Origin of the sequence: Pseudomonas sp. GM50 (genome assembly GCF_000282375.1) — a bacterium.
GTDB lineage: Bacteria > Pseudomonadota > Gammaproteobacteria > Pseudomonadales > Pseudomonadaceae > Aquipseudomonas.
The window spans coordinates 41138-60761 of record NZ_AKJK01000040.1 but is presented as its reverse complement, the minus strand read 5'-3'; the positions used below and the strand labels follow the sequence as shown (position 1 = coordinate 60761).

General features: G+C 59.9%; 13 protein-coding genes, 1 other RNA gene and 1 pseudogene. 4 read left to right on the top strand and 11 right to left on the bottom strand.

Translation table 11 applies throughout. The features are described from left to right. The first annotated feature begins 15 nt into the window (after positions 1-15). Together fnr and PMI30_RS23720 are read left to right on the top strand one after the other, a co-directional pair. Positions 16-750 (top strand): fumarate/nitrate reduction transcriptional regulator Fnr, encoded by a 735-nt coding sequence (gene fnr / locus PMI30_RS23715; protein WP_008007032.1) that lies wholly within the window; start codon positions 16-18, stop codon positions 748-750. Positions 751-829: 79 nt separating this feature from the next. After that, positions 830-1378, top strand: a complete 549-nt coding sequence (locus PMI30_RS23720; protein WP_008007029.1) for an adenine phosphoribosyltransferase — start codon at positions 830-832, stop codon at positions 1376-1378. Between the two features lie 140 nt (positions 1379-1518). Here PMI30_RS23720 and PMI30_RS23725 read toward each other — a convergent pair whose 3' ends face one another. The 4 genes from PMI30_RS23725 to dnaX all read right to left on the bottom strand — a co-directional run bounded on the left by PMI30_RS23725 (position 1519) and on the right by dnaX (position 6433). Further along, a complete protein-coding gene (locus tag PMI30_RS23725) occupies positions 1519-2667 on the bottom strand; it encodes an acyl-CoA dehydrogenase family protein (protein ID WP_008007027.1) in 1149 nt (382 codons plus the stop codon). Between the two features lie 195 nt (positions 2668-2862). Further along, positions 2863-3465 carry a recombination mediator RecR gene (gene recR / locus PMI30_RS23730; RefSeq protein ID WP_008007025.1) on the bottom strand — a complete coding sequence of 201 codons (603 nt, stop codon included), beginning with the start codon at positions 3463-3465 and terminating at the stop codon, positions 2863-2865. Between the two features lie 462 nt (positions 3466-3927). Then, positions 3928-4266 carry a YbaB/EbfC family nucleoid-associated protein gene (locus tag PMI30_RS23735; protein WP_007905413.1) on the bottom strand — a complete coding sequence of 113 codons (339 nt, stop codon included), beginning with the start codon at positions 4264-4266 and terminating at the stop codon, positions 3928-3930. 67 nt (positions 4267-4333) lie between these two features. Beyond that, positions 4334-6433 (bottom strand): DNA polymerase III subunit gamma/tau, encoded by a 2100-nt coding sequence (gene dnaX, locus PMI30_RS23740; RefSeq protein ID WP_008007024.1) that lies wholly within the window; start codon positions 6431-6433, stop codon positions 4334-4336. A 145-nt stretch (positions 6434-6578) separates the two neighbouring features. On the opposite strand from dnaX, the gene PMI30_RS23745 reads away from it, so the two are divergent. Then, the gene (locus PMI30_RS23745; protein WP_008007023.1) at positions 6579-7319 is read left to right on the top strand and encodes a substrate-binding periplasmic protein; all 741 of its coding nucleotides are present in this window, start codon (positions 6579-6581) and stop codon (positions 7317-7319) included. Between the two features lie 19 nt (positions 7320-7338). On the opposite strand, the gene PMI30_RS23750 is transcribed toward PMI30_RS23745, so the two are convergent. Beyond that, positions 7339-9039 carry a putative bifunctional diguanylate cyclase/phosphodiesterase gene (locus PMI30_RS23750; RefSeq protein ID WP_008007022.1) on the bottom strand — a complete coding sequence of 567 codons (1701 nt, stop codon included), beginning with the start codon at positions 9037-9039 and terminating at the stop codon, positions 7339-7341. Between the two features lie 397 nt (positions 9040-9436). Here PMI30_RS23750 and PMI30_RS23755 point away from each other — a divergent pair, with 397 nt between their 5' ends. Continuing rightward, positions 9437-9763 (top strand): helix-turn-helix domain-containing protein, encoded by a 327-nt coding sequence (locus PMI30_RS23755; RefSeq protein ID WP_007905395.1) that lies wholly within the window; start codon positions 9437-9439, stop codon positions 9761-9763. Positions 9764-9934: 171 nt separating this feature from the next. Here PMI30_RS23755 and ffs read toward each other — a convergent pair. From ffs to PMI30_RS23780, 6 genes and pseudogenes are all read right to left on the bottom strand, one after another. Further along, positions 9935-10031: signal recognition particle sRNA small type (gene ffs, locus PMI30_RS30335), an RNA gene on the bottom strand. A gap of 202 nt (positions 10032-10233) precedes the next feature. Beyond that, a pseudogene (locus PMI30_RS23760) lies at positions 10234-11396 on the bottom strand (zinc-binding metallopeptidase family protein). 195 nt (positions 11397-11591) lie between these two features. Beyond that, positions 11592-13949 (bottom strand): NAD-dependent DNA ligase LigA, encoded by a 2358-nt coding sequence (ligA, locus tag PMI30_RS23765; RefSeq protein WP_008007018.1) that lies wholly within the window; start codon positions 13947-13949, stop codon positions 11592-11594. A 234-nt stretch (positions 13950-14183) separates the two neighbouring features. Beyond that, positions 14184-15035, bottom strand: coding sequence for a cell division protein ZipA (gene zipA / locus PMI30_RS23770; protein WP_008007016.1), 852 nt, complete (start codon positions 15033-15035; stop codon positions 14184-14186). Between the two features lie 258 nt (positions 15036-15293). After that, entirely contained in the window at positions 15294-18782 is a 3489-nt protein-coding gene (gene smc / locus PMI30_RS23775; RefSeq protein ID WP_008007014.1) for a chromosome segregation protein SMC, read from the bottom strand. Between the two features lie 2 nt (positions 18783-18784). Further along, positions 18785-19444: a GntR family transcriptional regulator gene (locus PMI30_RS23780; protein ID WP_008007012.1), complete on the bottom strand. Its 660-nt coding sequence runs from the start codon at positions 19442-19444 to the stop codon at positions 18785-18787. Positions 19445-19624 lie beyond the last annotated feature (180 nt).

The following is a 19624-nucleotide window of genomic DNA, read 5'->3' as shown; positions in this document are numbered from 1 at the left end:
ACAAGGATTGAAGAAATGTCCGAGCCAGTAAAGCTGCGCGCTCATAGCCAGGCCCATTGCAAGGATTGCAGCCTGGCCCCCCTCTGCCTGCCACTTTCTTTGAATCTGGAAGACATGGATGCGCTGGACGATATCGTCAAACGTGGTCGCCCGCTGAAAAAAGGCGAGTTCCTGTTTCGCCAGGGCGACACGTTCGATTCCGTTTATGCAGTACGCTCCGGCGCCCTGAAGACTTTCAGCCTGAGCGATGGCGGCGAAGAGCAACTCACTGGCTTTCATTTGCCGAGTGAACTGGTCGGCCTGTCGGGCATGGACACTGAAAAGCACCCGGTCTCGGCGCAAGCCCTGGAAACCACCTCGGTGTGCGAAATTCCTTTCGATCGTCTCGACGAACTGGCCCTGCAACTGCCACAACTGCGCCGTCAGTTGATGCGGGTGATGAGCCGCGAGATTCGCGACGATCAGCAAATGATGTTACTGCTGTCGAAGAAAACCGCCGACGAGCGCATCGCCACGTTCCTGGTCAACCTGTCGGCCCGTTTCCGCGCCCGGGGCTTCTCGGCCAACCAGTTCCGGTTGAGCATGTCGCGCAACGAGATCGGCAATTATCTGGGTCTGGCGGTGGAAACCGTGTCCCGGGTGTTCACCCGTTTCCAGCAAAACGAACTGATCGCCGCCGAAGGCAAGGAAATCCACATCCTCGATCCGATCGAGCTCTGCGCCCTGGCCGGCGGTTCGCTCGAAGGCTGATAGCAACGATTGCGGCTGAGCGAAACGGTTCAGCCGCCGTTATACTGCGACGTTTGCAGCCCGCCAGGACACTTCGACGATGGTCTTCGACTCCTTCGACATCAAATCCCTGATCCGCCCCGTGATCGACTTCCCCAAGCCGGGCGTGATCTTTCGCGATATCACTCCGTTGTTCCAGTCACCCACGGCCCTGCGCCTGGTGATGGACAGCTTTGCCCATCGTTACGTCGAGGCCGACTTCACCCACATCGGCGCCATGGACGCCCGTGGCTTCCTGATCGGTTCGATCCTGGCCTATCAGTTGAACAAACCGCTGGTGCTGTTCCGCAAGCAGGGCAAATTGCCGGCCGACGTGCTGGCCGAGGGTTATCAGACCGAGTACGGCGAAGCCTTTCTCGAAGTCCATGCCGACAGCCTGTGTGAGGGTGATGCGGTGGTGATGTTCGATGACCTGATCGCCACTGGCGGCACGCTGATTGCGGCGGCCAACCTGATTCGGCGCATGGGTGCGCGGGTGCATGAAGCGGCGGCGATCATTGACTTGCCGGAGCTGGGTGGTTCGCAGCGGCTGGAAGACATGGGGATTCCTACTTTCTGTCTGACGCAGTTTGCGTTGAGCGATAAGTAAGGCGGCGCCTGCACCGACGCCTTCGCGAGCAAGCCCGCTCCCACAGTTAATCTCTGTCATGCACAAAACTTGCGTACACAGAAAATCCCCTGTGGGAGCGAGCCTGCTCGCGATGGCGTCAGCCGCAACACCGCAAAAACTCAAAGCCCCATCTGCTTGCTGATGATCTCGTTCATCACTTCCCGCGTCCCGCCACCAATCGACAGAATCCGGTTATCGCGGTACAGCCGCTCCACCAGACTTTCACGCATGTAACCCAGACCGCCCAGAATCTGCACCGCATCGGTCGTGATGCGATCAGCCGTGTCGGTAGCAAAATTCTTGGCCATGGAAATCTCCTTGATCACGCTCTGCCCGGCGGCCATTTTCGCCGCCTGGCGGTAGGTGAACTCCCGTGACACCTCCAGCGCCGTGGCCATTTCCGCGAGACGGTGCTTGAGCACCTGGAACTTGCCGATGGATTTGCCGAAGGCTTCACGCTGACGAGCCCACTTCAGGCTCTCCTCCAGCGCCAACTGCGCGGTCATGTTGGCCATCAGTGCCAGGGCCAGGCGTTCACTCTGGAAGTTGCCCATGATGCAGGCGAAGCCCATGTTTTCGGCCCCGATCAGATAGCTAACCGGCACCCGGCAATCATCGAAAAACAGTTCGGCGGTGTCCGACGCCCACCAGCCCATTTTCTTCAACTGACGACCGACGGTGAACCCGGGCGTGCCCTTCTCGATCAGCAGCAAACTGATACCGCCAAATCCCGGCTCGCCGGTGCGCACCGCAACGGTGTAGAAATCCGCCCGAACGCCGCTGGTAATGAAGGTTTTGCTGCCGCTGACCCGGTAAAAGTCGCCGTCGCGCACGGCGCGGGTTTGCAGGTTGGCGACGTCGGAGCCACCGCTGGGCTCGGTGACGGCCAGGGCGCTGATCTTCTCGCCGGCCAGCACCTGAGGCACAACGCGATCGCGGACTTCGGGCCTGGCCCATTTGAGGATCGGTGGCAGACCAATGTCCAGCGAGCCCAGCCCCGCGACCAGACCACCGGAACCGCAGCGCATGAGTTCTTCACTGGCGGCGATCTTGGCGAACACATCGCCTTCGTGACTGCCGCCCAACGCTTCGGGATAACCAATGCCCAGAATCCCCGCCGCGCCGGCCTTGAGGTAGAGCTCACGAGGGAAGCTTTCGGCCTCTTCCCACTGGTCGATGTCCGGAAGAATCTCGCGTTCGACGAAACGTCTGACGCTGTCGCGGACCAATTGGTGGCTGGGGTCGAAGTATTCCTGAAAGGCAGGCATCGGCGAACTCCACTGAAGGTTCAGCGAAGTTAACCGAGCGCTTGCTTGGTTTTCAATAGCGTTGTGAAATCAGATGGACCGAGGTGCATTCTTCGCGGGTAAGCCTTGTTCCTACGGTTTTGCGTCGTGCAAATATTCGCGAACAACCGATACCCGTAGGAGCGAGGCTTGCCCGCGAAGGGGCCTGTTCAGACGCTACAAGGTAATCGGCTTACGCCCGGCAAACGAATGTGCCAACGTCCCGCCATCCACCAATTCCAGCTCACCGCCCAACGGCACGCCATGAGCGATGCGTGAAGCGATCAGGCCTTTGTTGCTGAGCAACTGGGCGATGTAATGCGCTGTGGCCTCACCTTCCACCGTCGGGTTGGTGGCGAGGATGACCTCAGTGAACGTGCCCGCCTCTTCGATCCGCGCCATCAGTTGTGGAATGCCGATGGCGTCCGGCCCTAGCCCGTCGAGCGGCGACAAGTGGCCTTTGAGTACGAAGTAGCGACCGCGGAAACCGGTCTGCTCCACCGCGTAAACATCCATCGGACCTTCCACCACACACAGCAAGGTGTCGTCGCGGCGTGTATCGGCGCATTGCGGGCACAAATCGTCTTCGGTCAGCGTGCGACACAAGCGGCAGTGGCCCACCCCTTCCATGGCCTGGCTCAGCGCCTGGGCCAGTCGCAAACCGCCGCTGCGATCACGCTCAAGCAGTTGCAACGCCATGCGCTGGGCAGTTTTCTGACCCACACCCGGCAAAATTCGCAGGGCATCGATCAGTTGGCGAATCAAAGGGCTGAAGCTCATGGGAAAAAGTCCGACATAACAACGAGACGCGGTTTATACCCGCGCCTCTGTTTAGCGTCAAATAACAGCGTCAATTACTCAGTCCACGCAACCCGCACCACCTGTTTACCGATGTTGCAGGACGATTTGGTTGAGGGTCGATGCTTGTGACATATGAGCGTCTCCTTGATCGATGAATTTCGGCTGTAATAGGGAGCAGACCGTTGTGGTGGTGTCGGGTTCGCAGTTTCGTCAGTTGTACCGAGGTGACTTCATCGCGGGCAAGCCACGCTCCCACAGGATTCAGGTAATCCCTGTGGGAGCGGGCTTGCTCGCGAAGGCGATGTGTCAGGCAACATCAATGTTGACTGTGCCGCCGTCTTCGCGGGCAAGCCTCGCTCCTACAAAGAGGGGCCCAGAAACAAAAATGCCAGGCGCGATGCCTGGCATTTTTTTGTAACCCATCGGATGCGCGTTGGCGAATCAGAATGGCAGTTTCATACCCGGTGGCAATTGCATGCCAGCGGTCACGCCGGACATTTTGTCCTGGCTGTTGGCTTCGATCTTGCGCACGGCGTCGTTAACGGCTGCGGCGAATACCGCCTCCAGCATTTCTTTGTCGTCTTCGCTCAGGCCTTCGACCAGGCTTGGGTCGATGGTCACGCGCTTGACGTCGTGACGACCGGTCATTACCACGGTGACCATATCACCGCCGGCTTTACCGGTGACTTCGGCGTTGGCCAGCTCTTCCTGCATCTTGGCCATTTTTTCCTGCATCTGCTGCGCCTGCTTCATCAGGCCGGCCATGCCACCTTTCATCATGGGAATCACCTCAAAAGTACTTGGATAAAAACAGCGCCCGGCGAATGTGGCCAAGCGCCTTCAGTTATTAGTCCTGACTGACCAGGGTCTCGACAGGTTCAATAGTATCGTGACGGACCACCGCCCCGAACTGCTGCATCATTTGCTGGATGAACGGATCGCCATGGATCGATTCCTCGGCCTCACGCTGACGGTTGGCGCGACGGCGCGATGAGGCCTGAGCCGGGGTTTCCTGCTCGGGCTTGATCAGCTCCATGCTCAGGGTCAGCGTGCGCCCGTGGAGCTGGTTCAGTGCATCGTTGAGGCGACGTTGTTGTGTCGCGTTGAACAAGGCGCTGTGGGCCGGGTCCAGGTGCAACAACCAATTGTCGCCATCGACGGCGATCAGCGTGCAGTTGGCGGCGATGCTGGCGGTCATGCCGGATACCGGCAGTTTCGGGAACAACTCCAGCCATTGCAGGGCCAGGCCGGTGGCCGGCATCGCGGCCGGTTCAGGTTCGGGTTCCGGAGCAGGTTCGGCGGTGTGCTCGCTGGCCAGGTCATCGAGGTAGCTGTAGGCCGAATCCATGTCCGGCTCGATGTAGTCCTCGTCCAGCGGCGGCTCGTCGTCCTGATCCATGCCTGGCGTAGCAGCATCGACTTCAGCCACGGACGGTTCCGGGATCGGCGCAGCGGCCCATTCCGGCGCGTCCGGCACCACGCTGTCCGGGGTCGGCACGGGCATCGGTGGCAATTCGGGTTGCTCGCCGGCCGTTTCCAGCACCGGCTCGACAGCGGGCTGCTGGACAACTTCCGGCTCGACCGGGTCGTTCCACGGCAGATCGACGACTTCTTCGACCGCTACGGGCTCGACAACAGGCTCGGGCTCAGGCTCGATCACAGGCGCAGGCACGGACGCGACCGGCTCAGGCGCAGCTACCGGGACAGGGGCCGGCGCTACCACCGGCGCAACCGGAGGCGGTGTAACGGCCGTAGCGACTACCGGCGCAACAATCGGCGCGGCAGCCACTGAGTTTGCGGAATCAACTGTGGCCTGGCTGATCCCCACTGGCTTTAGCGGTTGCCTCGGCGCGTCCGCAGTATCTGCCGGTCGGAACGCAAGCATTCGCAGCAGGACCATTTCGAAGCCGCCGCGCGGGTCCGGTGCCAGTGGCAAGTCCCGGCGCCCGATCAGGCCCATCTGGTAATAGAACTGCACGTCTTCAGCCGGCAATGCCTGGGCCAGTGCCAGCACCCGATCACGGTCGCCATGGCCGTTGTCGACGCCTTCAGGCAGGGCCTGGGCGATGGCGACACGGTGCAGCACATTGAGAATTTCCGAGAGCACGCCGTTCCAGTCCGGGCCTTGTTCGGCCAGATGGCGCACCGCTTCGAGCAACGCCTTGGCGTCGCCTTCGATCAGCGCATGCAAAACGTCGTAGACCTGACCATGATCAAGGGTACCGAGCATGGCCCGCACGTCGGCGGCCATGACCTTGCCTTCACCAAAGGCGATGGCCTGATCGGTCAGGCTCATGGCGTCGCGCATCGAACCGTCGGCGGCGCGGCCCAGCAGCCACAGCGCGTCGTCTTCGAACGGTACGTTCTCGACGCTCAGCACGTGAGTCAAATGCTCGACCACCCGCTCCGGCGTCATGTTCTTCAGGGAGAACTGCAGGCAACGCGAAAGAATCGTTGCGGGAAGTTTCTGCGGATCGGTGGTGGCCAGGATGAACTTGACGTAGGGCGGCGGCTCTTCAAGGGTTTTCAACAGCGCATTGAAGGAATGGCTGGAGAGCATGTGCACTTCGTCGATCAGGTAGACCTTGAAGCGCCCGCGGCTCGGCGCGTACTGCACGTTGTCGAGCAGCTCGCGGGTGTCTTCGACCTTGGTCCGGCTCGCGGCGTCGATCTCGATCAGGTCGACGAAGCGGCCTTCATCGATTTCGCGGCACACCGAGCATTCGCCGCAGGGGGTCGAAGTGATACCTGTTTCACAGTTCAGGCATTTGGCGATGATCCGCGCGATGGTGGTCTTGCCGACCCCGCGGGTACCGGTAAAAAGGTACGCATGGTGCAGCCGCTGGCTGTCCAAGGCATTGATCAGAGCCTTGAGCACATGGGTCTGGCCGACCATTTCGCCGAACGAGCGCGGACGCCATTTACGTGCAAGAACCTGATAACTCATCGAAAACCGTCGCAACGAAGGAACAGAAGCGGCTAATGCTAGCGGAGCAAGGCCAAAATTGCATCCGGTGCGCTCGTCTATTCTGGCTAAGCTGCACTTTGAGGGGCTTTTATCGAGTCGGAGCTTGAGCCATACCGGAGCGTTTATGCATTTTGCCTTGGGGGCACTGCTGTTGGTCAGCCTGAGCGTTGCGGCCGCCGAGGCGCCGTTGCGCTTTGTCGTATCCGACAGCTGGGCCATGCCCATGGTGCAGCTCGAGCGCGGCCGGCCAACCCAGGGCATTCTGCACGACATCATGCTCAGCCTGGCGACACAGGTCGGCGTGCCGGCGCAATTTCATATCTTGCCTCGGGCGCGGGTGCAGAACGCCATGGACCACGGCGAAGTCGATGTGCGCTGTTATATCTCACAATCCTGGCTACCGAACTTGTCCGGCGACTATATCTGGAGCGTTCCACTGCTGGTTCAGCGCGACTTGCTGATTGGCCGGCGAGGCTCACCCGACACGGTCAACCCGGCGGACCTGCAGCAGCAGTCGATCGGCACGGTGCTCGGCTATAGCTACCCGACCCTGCAACCGCTGTTCGACGCCGAGCGCCTGCACCGCGATGACGCACGCAATCAGGAACAGGTGCTGGATAAACTCCTGGCCGGACGCTACCGCTACGCGGTGAGCAACCAATGGACCCTTGACTGGTTCAACCAGCGCCTGCTGCCCGACCGGCAACTGCAAAGCGTAGCGCTGGTACACGAACAAACCGTCGGTTGTTACGTGCGCAATGACCCCAAAGTGCCCGTGCAACGCATTCTGGACACGTTGCAGCACATGAAAATGTCCGGGGAGATCGATGACATCATCCGGCTCTATACCGGCAGCGGGCCTTAGCCAGTCTGTAGCAACGGGCTCAGGCTGTCTGGCCGAACGTCTGCCATCGCAACGGGGCGACAAACCCCGCCACCCAGTCCGGCACCTCACCGGGCGGCATCGGGCGAGCGATGAAATAGCCTTGAGCGACTTCGCATCCCAGCCGCAACAGCAATTCACCGTGCTCAACGCTTTCCAGCCCCTCGGCAATCACCTGCCGGCCGAACGCGCGGGCCAGGCCAATCACCGCCGTGGTCAGGGCCAGGTCGTCACGGTCATTCAGAATGTCGCGCACGAACGACTTATCGATCTTGATGGTTTGAGTGCGTAAACGCTTGAGGTAACTCAGGGACGAGTAACCCGTACCAAAGTCACCCAGCGAAAACTGCACCCCCAATGCCTGACAGGCCTGCAAACAGGCACTGACATGCTGGATATTCTCGATCGCCACCGACTCGACGATTTCCAGATCGAGCATCTGCGGGGCAACCTGGGCATGTCGAGCGAGTACTTGCTTGAGCCGGTCGACAAAATCGGCGCGCTGAAAATGTCGCGCCGCGATATTGATACTGATCGGCCAGCCCTGCCCCGCTTGCTGCCAGTGGTGCAACTGCGACAGAACCTGATCCATCACCCACTCGCCGATATCGATGATCAGGTCGGTGTCCTCCACCAGCGGCAAAAACTCCCGGGGTGGCACCATGCCGTTTTGCGGGTGCTCCCACCGCAACAACGCCTCGAAACCGACGACCACGCCACGGCGCATGTTCACTTTGGGCTGAAAATGCAGGCGTAACTCACCGGCGACCAGCGCCTGACGCACCCGCTCGACGGTCTGGTGAGTGGCCTTGACCTCCTGATCCCGAGAGACATCGAATAGATGAAAGCGGTTTCGCCCGCTCTGCTTGGCCACGTACATCGCCTGATCGGCATGACGCAGCAGGGTTTCGGCATCTTCGTTGTCGTGGGGAAACAGGGTGACGCCGATACTGGCAAACACATTGATGTCCTTGCCATGCAGCGTGTAAGGCGCCGAAATCGCCCCCAACACGCGATTCAGCGCTGCGCACAACTCCGGCAGATCACGCACATAACGCAGCACCAGCACGAACTCGTCACCGGCCAGTCGCGCCACCACGTCTTCGCCGCGCACAATGTCGCGCAAACGCTTGGCCACTTCCACCAGCAACATATCGCCACTGGCGTGACCGTAACCGTCGTTGACCGCCTTGAACCCGTCGAGGTCAAGCATGCACACCGCCAACGGAATGTTTTCATGCCGGGAGAATTCCAGCGCCTGATCGAGTAAATCCGACAGGAAGGCGCGATTGGGCAGCCCGGTCAGCACGTCATGCCCGACCCGCCATTGCAAGGATTGCAGGAGTTGGCGTTTTTCGCTGATGTCGAAACGAATCGACAGGTATCGGTGAACGCGCCCGGTGGCATCGTCGAGCACCGGCACCATGGTGCTGTCGACCCAATACAGGCTGCCATCCTTGGCGCGATTACAGATTTCGCCCTTCCAGATATTGCCCAGGGCGATGGTGCGCCACATGGCGGCGAAGAAATCGGCGGAATGCAGGCCGGAGTTCAGCAGGCGATGGTTTTGCCCCAGCAGTTCCTCGCGGCTGTAGCCAGACACGGCGCAAAATTGATCGTTGACATAGGTAATCCGGCCGTTCAGATCGGTCTCGGAAAAAATGGCGGCTGCATCCACGGCCCTGCGGTATTTCTCATCCATGAGTCAGGCTCACTGTCGCTAGCGGTGGTACCGCTCGACCAGCGCAGGATGCCCGGAAGAGGTGTTTTGAGACGTACTGCGCAGAGACACGTTATCACTCCATGAACAGCATTTGATGGCCCCGGAGCGCCGAAGATCCAGGGCAAAGTAGCAACACCGACTCTGGTAATATTTCGCGAGGTTTCAGACCGTCAGCGGCCTCTGTGCATACCCGGAAGGGAACGCAATGCTGGCTTTTTCATATCGCCTAAACTTCAGAAAGCAGATCACCCCAAAACCCTTCGAAGCGGCGATTCTACGAAATGCATCACATTTTGCAAAGCAAGGTGATGGATCATGCAGTTGCCTAATGCACAAATCTATCGTTAAGTTCTTGATTCTAAATGGGAATTGAGCGATGCAAATTTCAAGTTTGGGTCCGGCCATCCGACGCTACCGCAAGGTCGCAGGGCTTACTCAGGCTGAACTCGGCGAAAAAACCGGTTTTGACCCCAAAACCATCAGCCGTTTCGAAACCGGCACCTACACCCCCAGCGTGGAAGCATTGTTTTTGCTTGCCGACGTGCTGGGCGTGAAGCTGAAAGCCTTTTTCGCAGATCTGGAAGACGAAGATGAACAGCGGGCATACCTGTTCAGCGTCATACACAAAGCCACCCCGAAGGATCTGGGAAAGCTGATCGCAGCGGTTGACCAGGCCTTGTCCAAGCCTAGTGCCAGTAAATGAAAAAAAGAGGCCGCTCTGTCGAATGCGACAGAGCGGCCTCCTTTTTTATATCCAGCGCTTTAATTCGGAGACGACGAAACACCGCCCTGGATGAGCTCCATGGCAGAGAAACAAGAAAATATTATTTAATGGAAAACACGAAAGAGGGTTCGTGCTGCGTTATGGAGGCAACCCCACCAGCCACACCCCGGCACACAATGTCACCGCTGCGGCTGCTCCCTTCCAGGCCTGACCGGGTTCACGGCTGATCGTTGCGGGGGGACCGATGGGGTCACCATAACGACGCTCACCTGACGGCGAGCCGCGCCATTGTACCTATCTGAGACGAAGTTACAACCGTTCAGGCAGATTAAAAAATATGAGTCCGGTCAAGGACATGCGCTGGCCTTTAAAAGATCGCAGCCTGCGGCAGCTCCTACATGGATCGGCGTACACCTGTAGGAGTTGCCGCAGGCTGCGATCTTTTGATCCTATTGCGCCAACACCTCATCCGCCCTGCCGCCCTCTGCTGGATCACCAGGTGAATGAAGTGCAGCTTTGCAATCACCGCCGGCGGCAGGACGAACGGATAGAAATCCGGCTGGCCCATGCTGCGTGACAACTCGTTGAGCATGCCGGCCAGTTCGATCCATGCGTTGACGAACGACAGGAACGCCGGGCCGCCAGGGTGCCGCGGGTCGAATAGCGTGCTCGGCGGAAACGGCTGGTAATCGAAATCCATTTCCTGCGCACTCATGCCAAACCCCAGGGCGGTGTCCACTGCATCCATCATGTGCAGGTAGTGAGCCCAGGTTTCCGCCCAGTCTTCCCAAGGGTGCATGGTCGCGTAGGCGCTGACGTAATGTTGCTGCCAGTCGAACGGCGCGCCTTGCTGATAATGCCGCTCAAGGGCCTCGGCATAGCTTGCTCGCTCGTCACCGAACAGACCGCGGAACGGTTCCAGCCAATGACTGTTGGCGACCAAGCGGTCCCAGTAGTAATGCCCGACCTCGTGACGAAAGTGCCCGAGCAGCGTGCGATAAGGTTCGTGCATCTGCACGCGAACCTGCTCGCGATGGGCGTCGTCGGCTTCCTTGATATCGAGGGTGATCAGACCGTTGGCATGCCCGGTGGTCGGCGGTTTGCCTTCGAGGTCGATACCGATGAAGTCGAAGGCCAGACCGATGTCTTCGTCCATGGATTTCGGAATGACTGACAAGCCCAGGCTGATCAGCTGCGCCACCAGACGACGCTTGGCGATTTCCACTTTGCGCCAGCGCTCGTGGTTCTCGGGGATCGACAGGTCGGGGATGGTGCGATTCAGGCTACAGGCAATGCACAAGGCATCGTGATCATTGGCCGGCAGCAACCAGTTGCATGCGGCCGGAGAATCGAGATTGGCGCAGCGACGGAACACACCCGCATCGGGATCGGCGTCGAGCAACCAGGTATCCGCTTGCGGGCCGGGTTGCAGCGATGACAAGCGACTCTGCTGCGGCTGATAGCCCAGCGCTGCCGAGCAGGCCAGGCACTGACTGTTGCGAAAGAACAGCGACTGCCCGCAGCGGCAATGCCAGACCTTGCTGTTGCGCACACGCTCGCCCATGAAGGGTGCGGCGATGCGTGAACTGAGCTGTTCGAAGAAGCGGTACATGGCGATCTCTCCCTGGGGCCTGCGAAGACTAGATCATTCCTCCAACATGATCTTGTGGCGAGGGGGCTTGCCCCCGTTCGGCGGCGAAGCCGTCGCAAAACCTGCTCGCGCGGTATGTCTGGCAGATCGCGGTTGCTTGTTTTAGGGCCGCTACGCAGCCCAACGGGGGCAAGCCCCCTCGCCACAGGTCTCGCACTAGATCGAGATGTTGTATTCCTTCAGGCGAGCCACAAACGCCTCTTCATCCAGCACCTTCAACCCCAGCTCATTGGCCTTGGCCAACTTCGATCCCGCGCCCGGTCCGGCGACCACGCAATGGGTCTTGGCCGACACGGAACCGGCCACCTTGGCACCGAGGCTTTCAAGTTTGTCCTTGGCGACATCGCGACTCATTAGTTCCAGCGAACCGGTCAGCACCCAAGTCTGTCCGGCCAGCGGCAACCCTTCGACAACTTTCTTTTCACTCTGCCAATGCATGCCGAAATCGCGCAACTGCTTTTCGGCCGCCTCGGCGAGCTGACGATTTTCCGTGCCCGCAAAGAACTCGCGAACCGAAGTCGCCTGTTTCTCCGGCAGCGTCTGACGCATGTCCAGCCAATCAGCGCTCATCACCGCTTCGAGTGAGCCGAACTTGTCCGCAAGCTTCTGCGCCCCGCCCGGCCCGACCGACGGAATGTGCAACTTGTCGAGGAAGCCGCCCAGTGTCGTACTGGCGGAAAATTCGGCACCCAACTCGCCCTGATCCTGAATCTGCATACCGTGCTTGAGCAGATCCGCGATCACCTGCCGGTTGTGCGCGTCTTCGAAGAAGCTGTGAATCTCGTGAGCCACTTCCAGCCCGACATCCGGCAAGTACGTGAGCACTTGCGGCAACGCCTGCTGAACCCGCTCCAGCGAGCCGAGAGAGCGTGCAAGCACCTTCGCCGTTTCTTCGCCGACATCAGGAATGCCCAAGGCGTAGATGAACCGCGCCAGACTCGGCCGCTTACTGTCTTCAATGGCGCCAAGCAGGTTCTTGCTCGACAGTTCGGCAAAGCCTTCCAGGTCGACGATCTGCTCGAACGCCAGGGCATAGAGATCGGCCGGCGAACTCACCAGGCCTTCGTCCACCAATTGCTCGACGCTCTTCTCGCCCAGACCTTCGATGTCCATGGCGCGGCGCGAGACAAAGTGAATGATCGCTTGCTTGAGTTGCGCACCGCAGGCCAGACGGCCGACACAGCGATACACCGCGCCTTCGCTGATGGTCTCGCGGCCCTTGCTGCGCTTGACCAGTTGCGTACGCTCGACATGAGAACCACACACCGGGCACTGCTCGGGAATCTGCACCGGCCGGGCATTCTCCGGACGGCGCTCGGCGACCACTTGCACCACTTGCGGAATCACATCACCGGCGCGGCGGATGATCACCGTGTCGCCGATCATCAGGCCCAGCCGCGCAACCTCATCCATGTTGTGCAAGGTCGCATTGGCCACGGTAACGCCAGCCACCTTGACCGGTTTCAAGCGCGCCACCGGCGTCACGGCACCGGTGCGCCCCACCTGGAACTCCACATCGAGCAGTTCGGTGAGCTCTTCCATGGCCGGGAATTTATGGGCGATTGCCCAACGCGGTTCGCGAGCGCGGAAACCCAGTTCACGCTGGGACGCAATGCTGTTGACCTTGAACACCACGCCGTCGATTTCATACGGCAGCGCATTACGGCGCTCGCCGATGTCGCGGTAGTAATCCAGGCATTCAGCGATGCCATTGGCCAGCTTCAGCTCATGACTGATCGGCATGCCCCAGGCTTTGAGTTGCTGCAGATTGCCAATGTGCGTGTCGGCGATATCGGCCGAAATCTGGCCGATGCCGTAGCAGCAGAACTCCAGCGGACGGTTGGCGGTGATCTTCGAATCCAGCTGCCGCAAGCTGCCCGCCGCCGCGTTACGCGGGTTGGCGAAGGTCTTGCCGCCGACTTCCAGTTGCGTGGCGTTGAGCCGTTCGAAACCGGCCTTGGACATGAAGACTTCGCCGCGCACTTCCAGGGTCGCCGGCCAGCCAGTGCCATGCAGCTTGAGCGGAATATTGCGCACGGTGCGCACGTTGACGCTGATGTCTTCACCGGTGGTGCCATCGCCGCGGGTGGCGCCGCGCACCAGTACACCGTCCTGGTACAGCAGACTGACCGCCAGGCCATCGAGCTTGGGTTCGCAGCTGTACTCTACCGCCGCGCCAGCGCCGAACAAGTCGCCGACCGGCAGGTCCAGCCCTTCCGTCACCCGGCGATCGAATTCGCGCATGTCGGTTTCTTCGAAGGCGTTGCCCAGGCTGAGCATTGGCACTTCATGGCGCACCTGAGTGAACGCCGACAGCGCCGCACTGCCGACACGCTGGGTCGGCGAGTCGCTGGTGATCAATTCGGGATGGGCTGCTTCGAGGGCCTTGAGCTCGTGGAACAAGCGATCGTATTCGGCGTCCGGAATGCTCGGTTCGTCCAGCACGTGGTAGCGATAGTTGTGCTGATCGAGCTCGGCGCGCAGCTCTAGAATGCGGTTTTTGGCGGCGGTCATGGGTGTTCTCTCATAAAGCAAAAGAGCAGCCGAGGCTGCTCAATCTTTTAATCACGATAGCCTGATGGCTTGCACTATGTGGCGAGGGGGCTTGCCCCCGTTCGACTGCGAAGCAGTCGTAAAACCAGAGAATGCGGCGTGCTTGAATAACGGGGTTGCCGAAATGAAGGGGCTGCTTCGCAGCCCAACGGGGGCAAGCCCCCTCGCCACCAGAGCCCGCCCCAGTCATTCGAGTCAGCGCTTCTGGGTCAAAGCGCGACGCTCGAACTCGACGATGCGCTGACGGTAGTGCTCGATCGTTTGGGCGGTCAGCACGCTGCGCTGGTCGTCTTTCAGTTCGCCGTTCAGCTCCTGGGACAGTTTGCGTGCCGCAGCCACCATCACGTCGAAGGCTTGCTTGGGATGACGCGGGCCTGGCAGACCGAGGAAGAAGCTCACCGCCGGGGTGCTGAAATGATCGATGTCATCCAGATCGAAGACACCCGGCTTGACCGCATTGGCCATGGAGAACAGGACTTCGCCGTTGCCGGCCATGCTTTCGTGACGGTGGAAAATGTCCATCTCGCCGAAACGCAGACCGCTTTCCAGAATGTTCTGCAGCAGTGCCGGGCCCTTGAAGCCAGCCGGGTCGCGGCAGATCACGCTGATCACCAGTACTTCTTCGGCTTGCGGCTGATCTTTCTCGGCCGAGCTGGCAGGCTTGGTGTCATCCGGGAAATCGTCGTCACGGCTGTTGAAGCTCGGGCCGCCGTCCAGATCCAGACTGAGGTTCATGTCGCCTTGCGAAGGCTCGCCATGGCCACGCTTGCTGCGCTTGGAACCCGACTCGCGAGGTTCACGGGCAGGCATGCTCACCGACGGCAGATCGTGCTCGTCCAGTTGCGGTTCTTTATGGTTATCCAGCACGCGGGGCGGGCCCAACAGCTCGGCGCTGGTGTCCTCGTCCGGCAGATTGGACAAACTTCGGTCAAGACGGAATTTCAGTTTTCCCTTGCCGCCGCGCATGCGACGCCAGCCATCGAAAAGAATACCGGCAATGACAATAATGCCGATGACGATCAGCCACTCGCGCAGACCGATTTCCATGTAATCCCGTGCCTCTATAAAAAATGCTGAAAAATAAGGGGTTTACACTGTGCAAACCGCTTTAAAACGTGGCGCCAACTCTATGTTCTGACAGGCGTTTTACCCACGTATACGAAAAATTGACATTAAACTAGCACGACCAAAGGCAACTTTACACCGTCTGTCACAGTGGCTTGCGCGAATTATGTCGATTGGCCAGCAAGTCAAGGCAGGTAAAAAGCCCTACAGCTCAGAAATACTTGCCCCACAAGCGATGATTCAGGCGTCCACCATGGCCATCGCCTCCTCCACATCCACTGCCACCAGACGCGAGCAACCGGGTTCGTGCATCGTCACACCCATCAATTGATCGGCCATTTCCATGGCGATCTTGTTGTGGGTGATGTAGATGAACTGCACCGTCTGCGACATCTCTTTGACCAGCCGTGCGTAGCGTCCAACGTTAGCGTCATCCAATGGCGCGTCAACCTCATCGAGCATGCAGAACGGCGCAGGATTCAACTTGAAGATGGCAAATACCAGGGCCAATGCGGTCAGGGCTTTTTCGCCACCGGAGAGCAAATGGATGGTGCTGTTCTTCTTTCCTGGCGGCTGCGCCATGATCGTTACCCCTGTATCGAGTAGATCTTCGCCCGTCAGTTCCAAATACGCGCGCCCTCCACCGAAAACTTTTGGGAAAAGGGCCTGTAAACCGCCATTGATCTGATCAAAGGTATCTTTGAAGCGGTTTCGGGTTTCCTTGTCGATCTTGCGAATCACATTCTCGAGCGTGTCCAGCGCTTCCACCAAATCGTCGTTCTGAGCATCCAGATAACGTTTACGTTCGGATTGTTGCTGGTATTCATCGATGGCTGCGAGGTTGATCGCGCCAAGGCGCTGAATCCGCGCGGCAATGCGTTCGAGTTCTTCTTCGGCGTCTTTCTCGTTGGCCTGCGCTACGAGGGTCGCGATCACACCGTGGAGATCGTAGCCGTCTTCCAGCAACTGATCTTCGAGGGTCTTGCGACGCACGGTCAGGGCTTGCCATTCCATGCGCTGGTGTTCGAGTTGGCCACGGATCAATTGCGATTGCTGCTCGGCCTGATTGCGGCGTTTTTCGGCGTCACGCAGTTCGCGGTCGGCATCTTCCATGGCCATTTGCGCGGTCTTGAGTTCTTCGTCGACGGTCATGCGCTTGTCGAGCAGCTCTTCAAGCTTCAGGCGCAGTTCTTCCAGCGGCGCCTCGCCCTCTTCCAGATTGAGGCTGAGCTGTTCGCGCTTCTCGGTCAGGCGCTCGGACTGCATTTCCAGCCGTTCAAGGGCCTGACGAGTGGAGTCGTGTTGCGCCTTCAGCGAACCGAGGCGCACCGCCAATTGATGCGCATGATCCTTATGCTGTCGGGCTTCCTGACGCACCCGGTCGAGGCGTTCGCGCAAGCTGTCGCGCTGGGCCAACAGCAACTCACGCTGCTCGGTGTCCAGCGCCATGCTGTCGAGGGCTTCCTGCAATTGCAGGCGTGCTTCGCCGATGTTTTCGTGTTCCAGGGCGCGCTGCTCGCTCAGCTCGGTGAGTTCTTCATCGAGACGGGTGCGGCGCAGAGTCAACTGCTCGACCTTGGCTTTGCCGGCGGACAGCTGGGCTTTCAATTCGCCTTGCTGACGGGCTTCGTCTTGCAGCAGACGGCGCAAATGTTCGCGGCCGTTTTCCTGCTGACGCTGTTGTGCCCTGAGATTCTGAAGTTGGGTTTCCAGGGTTTCGACCGTGGCTTCGCGCTCTTCGCGTTCAAGGCCCAAACGCTGGATTTCCTGACCACGGGCGAGCACGCCGCTTTCCGCTTCGCTGGCCCGGCGCACACGCAAAAAGTGTCGGCCGACCCAGTAGCCGTCGCGACTGATCAGGCTTTGCCCGGCCGCCAATTGCCCACGCAAGGCCAAGGCCTGCTCAAGGCTGTCGACCGGTTTGACCTGCCCCAGCCATGGCGACAAATCAATCTGCGCCTCGACCTTGTCGAGCAAACTGCCGGGCATGCGCACACCATCGGTGGCCGGGCTGAGGAGGCGCAAATCGCCTTGGGCAAACCCGGCCAGATCGAAGTCACCGAAGTCATCCACCAGCACCGCTTGCAGGTCGGCGCCGAGCACGGTTTCCACCGCCAGTTCCCAACCGGCCTCGACCTTCAGGCCTTCGGCCAGACGTGGGCGATCGGCCAGATGCTGTTCGCGCAGCCATTCGGCGGTGCCGGTGCCCGGATCGAGCGCGGCTTGCTGCAAGGCTTCCAACGACGCCAGTCGACCGTTGAGCCGCTGCAAATCACCTTGGGCTTGCTGCTGTGCCGAAAGCGCTTGCTGCAACTCCTGACGCAGTTGCTCAAGGCGCTCGACTTGCGCTTCTTCACTGGCCTGCAAATCTTCGAGCGTGGCCTCGGACGCCGCCAACTGTTCGCTGAGCTCCATGATCGCCGCGTCTTCGGGATCCGCTGACAGTAACGCACGCTCTTCGCCAAGACGTTTCTGGCGATCGGCCAAACGTTCCATGCTGGTTTCCAGCTGCTGAATCCGCGACTGCTGAACTTCAGACTGGCGGCGTGGCTCGGCGGCGGTGAGGTTGAACGTGTCCCACTGCTCCTGCCAACCGTGCATGGTGGTTTCGGATTCTTCCAATGCCACGGCGGCTTCTTCGGCGGCGGCGCTAGTGACTTCCTGTTCCGGCGTGAGCATGTCCAGCTCTTCACCCAAGGTCAGTAGCAAGGTGCGGTCGTGGCCCAGGTGAGACTCGGTTTCCAGCCGCGCGCGCTCGGCTTCTTTCAAATCGTCCTGCAACTGACGCAAGCGCTGCTGACCGTGCTGAATGCTCTGCTCGACCCGGGCGATGTCACCACCGACCGAATAGAAACGCCCCTGCACCAGATTGAAGCGTTCGGACAGATCGTGATGACCGTCACGCAGGCGTTCGATGGCCGCGTCGGCATTGCGTTGCTCGGCCACCAGGGCTTCGAAGGTGATTTCCTGGGTGCCGATGATCGATTCGCGCTGGCCGACCTGTTCGTTCAACGCCTGCCAGCGCAGGGCCGACAGCTGGGCCTTGAGCTGGCGCTCTTCGCCTTTGTATTCCTGATACTTCTTGGCAGCCTCGGCCTGGCGGTGCAAGCGTTCAAGCTGACGCTCGAGCTCTTCGCGCAGGTCGGTCAGGCGGGCAAGGTTTTCGTGGGTGCGGCGGATACGGTTTTCAGTCTCGCGCCGACGTTCCTTGTACTTGGAAATACCGGCGGCTTCTTCGATGAAATTGCGCAGGTCTTCGGGCTTGGACTCGATCAGCTTGGAGATCATCCCCTGCTCGATAATCGAATAGCTGCGCGGGCCAAGGCCGGTGCCGAGGAAGATGTCGGTGATATCGCGGCGACGGCATTTGGTGCCATTGAGGTAGTAAGTGGTCTGGCTGTCGCGGGTCACTTTGCGGCGAATGGAAATTTCCGCATAGGCCGCCCATTCGCCGAGCAGGGTGCCGTCGGAGTTATCGAACACCAGCTCAATGCTGGCCTGGCTCACCGGTTTACGGCTGGTCGAGCCGTTGAAGATGACGTCGGTCATCGACTCGCCGCGCAAGTTCTTAGCCGAGCTCTCGCCCATCACCCAACGCACGGCGTCGATGATGTTCGACTTGCCGCAGCCATTGGGGCCGACCACGGCCGCCATGTTACTGGGGAAGTTTACCGTGGTCGGATCGACGAAGGATTTGAACCCCGCCAGTTTGATGCACTTGAGCCGCACGCTTAAGCGACCGTCAGGGCAGAAATCACCAGATCGCAACTGCGCTGGGCATACGCCGTCAGCACCACGCGGATCTGAGGAAAGTCACGAGCCAGCACGGCAGCGAGCAAGCGTTCGAACAGCTCGAGAAACTCGCTCATCGAGGCCTTGCGCTGATCCAGCGCGAGGAAATACGCGCGGCTCATGGCCGGCTGCAGATTCTCGACGGTTTCCTGCAAGTACGGGTTATTGGCGAACGGATACGCGGCACGCATCACACTGAAGCTGTCGTCGACGAACGTGCGGATGTCCTGGCGCTCGTAGCTGGCGGTCAGGCGCTGCTGGATCTCCACGAACGGCGCCATGTCGGCCTGGACTTGCCAGCCGTTGGCCACGGCATTGCCGAGCAGAATGTACAACTCGCTCATCAGCGTGCACAGGCTCTGCACCTTGTGCGCCGTGAGTTCGGTCACGTGGGCGCCACGTCGCGGCAAAATCGCGATCAAGTGGCGGCGCTCGAGGATCAGCAAGGCCTCACGGACTGAACCGCGGCTGACGTTGAGCGCCAGCGTGACTTTCTGTTCCTGGATGCGCTCCCCCGGCTTCATTTCGCCGCGAATGATACGTTCGGCGAGGTGGTGAGCGATTTGCTCGGCGAGGCTGTCCGGCGCCTTGAACGTCATGGTTGTCCTTCAAACTCTTCGATCTGCACAAGCGGCGCAGTGTAGCGCAATTGATCGGTCATGGCGGAGTGCCCACCCAGCGGTTTTTGGCACGATTCAAGCAAAAGGCAAGCTATCCCATGAGGGTCAATAATGAAGGAACGAGTCGTTGATCGACAAAATGCTATTTCCTGACCTTTA

Coding starts and splice junctions, on each gene's coding strand:
- fnr (WP_008007032.1), top strand. CDS start 16: ATGTCCGAGCCAGTAAAGCTGCGCGCTCATAGCCAGGCCCATTGCAAG.
- PMI30_RS23720 (WP_008007029.1), top strand. CDS start 830: ATGGTCTTCGACTCCTTCGACATCAAATCCCTGATCCGCCCCGTGATC.
- PMI30_RS23725 (WP_008007027.1), bottom strand. CDS start 2,667: ATGCCTGCCTTTCAGGAATACTTCGACCCCAGCCACCAATTGGTCCGC.
- recR (WP_008007025.1), bottom strand. CDS start 3,465: ATGAGCTTCAGCCCTTTGATTCGCCAACTGATCGATGCCCTGCGAATT.
- PMI30_RS23735 (WP_007905413.1), bottom strand. CDS start 4,266: ATGATGAAAGGTGGCATGGCCGGCCTGATGAAGCAGGCGCAGCAGATG.
- dnaX (WP_008007024.1), bottom strand. CDS start 6,433: ATGAGTTATCAGGTTCTTGCACGTAAATGGCGTCCGCGCTCGTTCGGC.
- PMI30_RS23745 (WP_008007023.1), top strand. CDS start 6,579: ATGCATTTTGCCTTGGGGGCACTGCTGTTGGTCAGCCTGAGCGTTGCG.
- PMI30_RS23750 (WP_008007022.1), bottom strand. CDS start 9,039: ATGGATGAGAAATACCGCAGGGCCGTGGATGCAGCCGCCATTTTTTCC.
- PMI30_RS23755 (WP_007905395.1), top strand. CDS start 9,437: ATGCAAATTTCAAGTTTGGGTCCGGCCATCCGACGCTACCGCAAGGTC.
- ligA (WP_008007018.1), bottom strand. CDS start 13,949: ATGACCGCCGCCAAAAACCGCATTCTAGAGCTGCGCGCCGAGCTCGAT.
- zipA (WP_008007016.1), bottom strand. CDS start 15,035: ATGGAAATCGGTCTGCGCGAGTGGCTGATCGTCATCGGCATTATTGTC.
- PMI30_RS23780 (WP_008007012.1), bottom strand. CDS start 19,444: ATGACGTTCAAGGCGCCGGACAGCCTCGCCGAGCAAATCGCTCACCAC.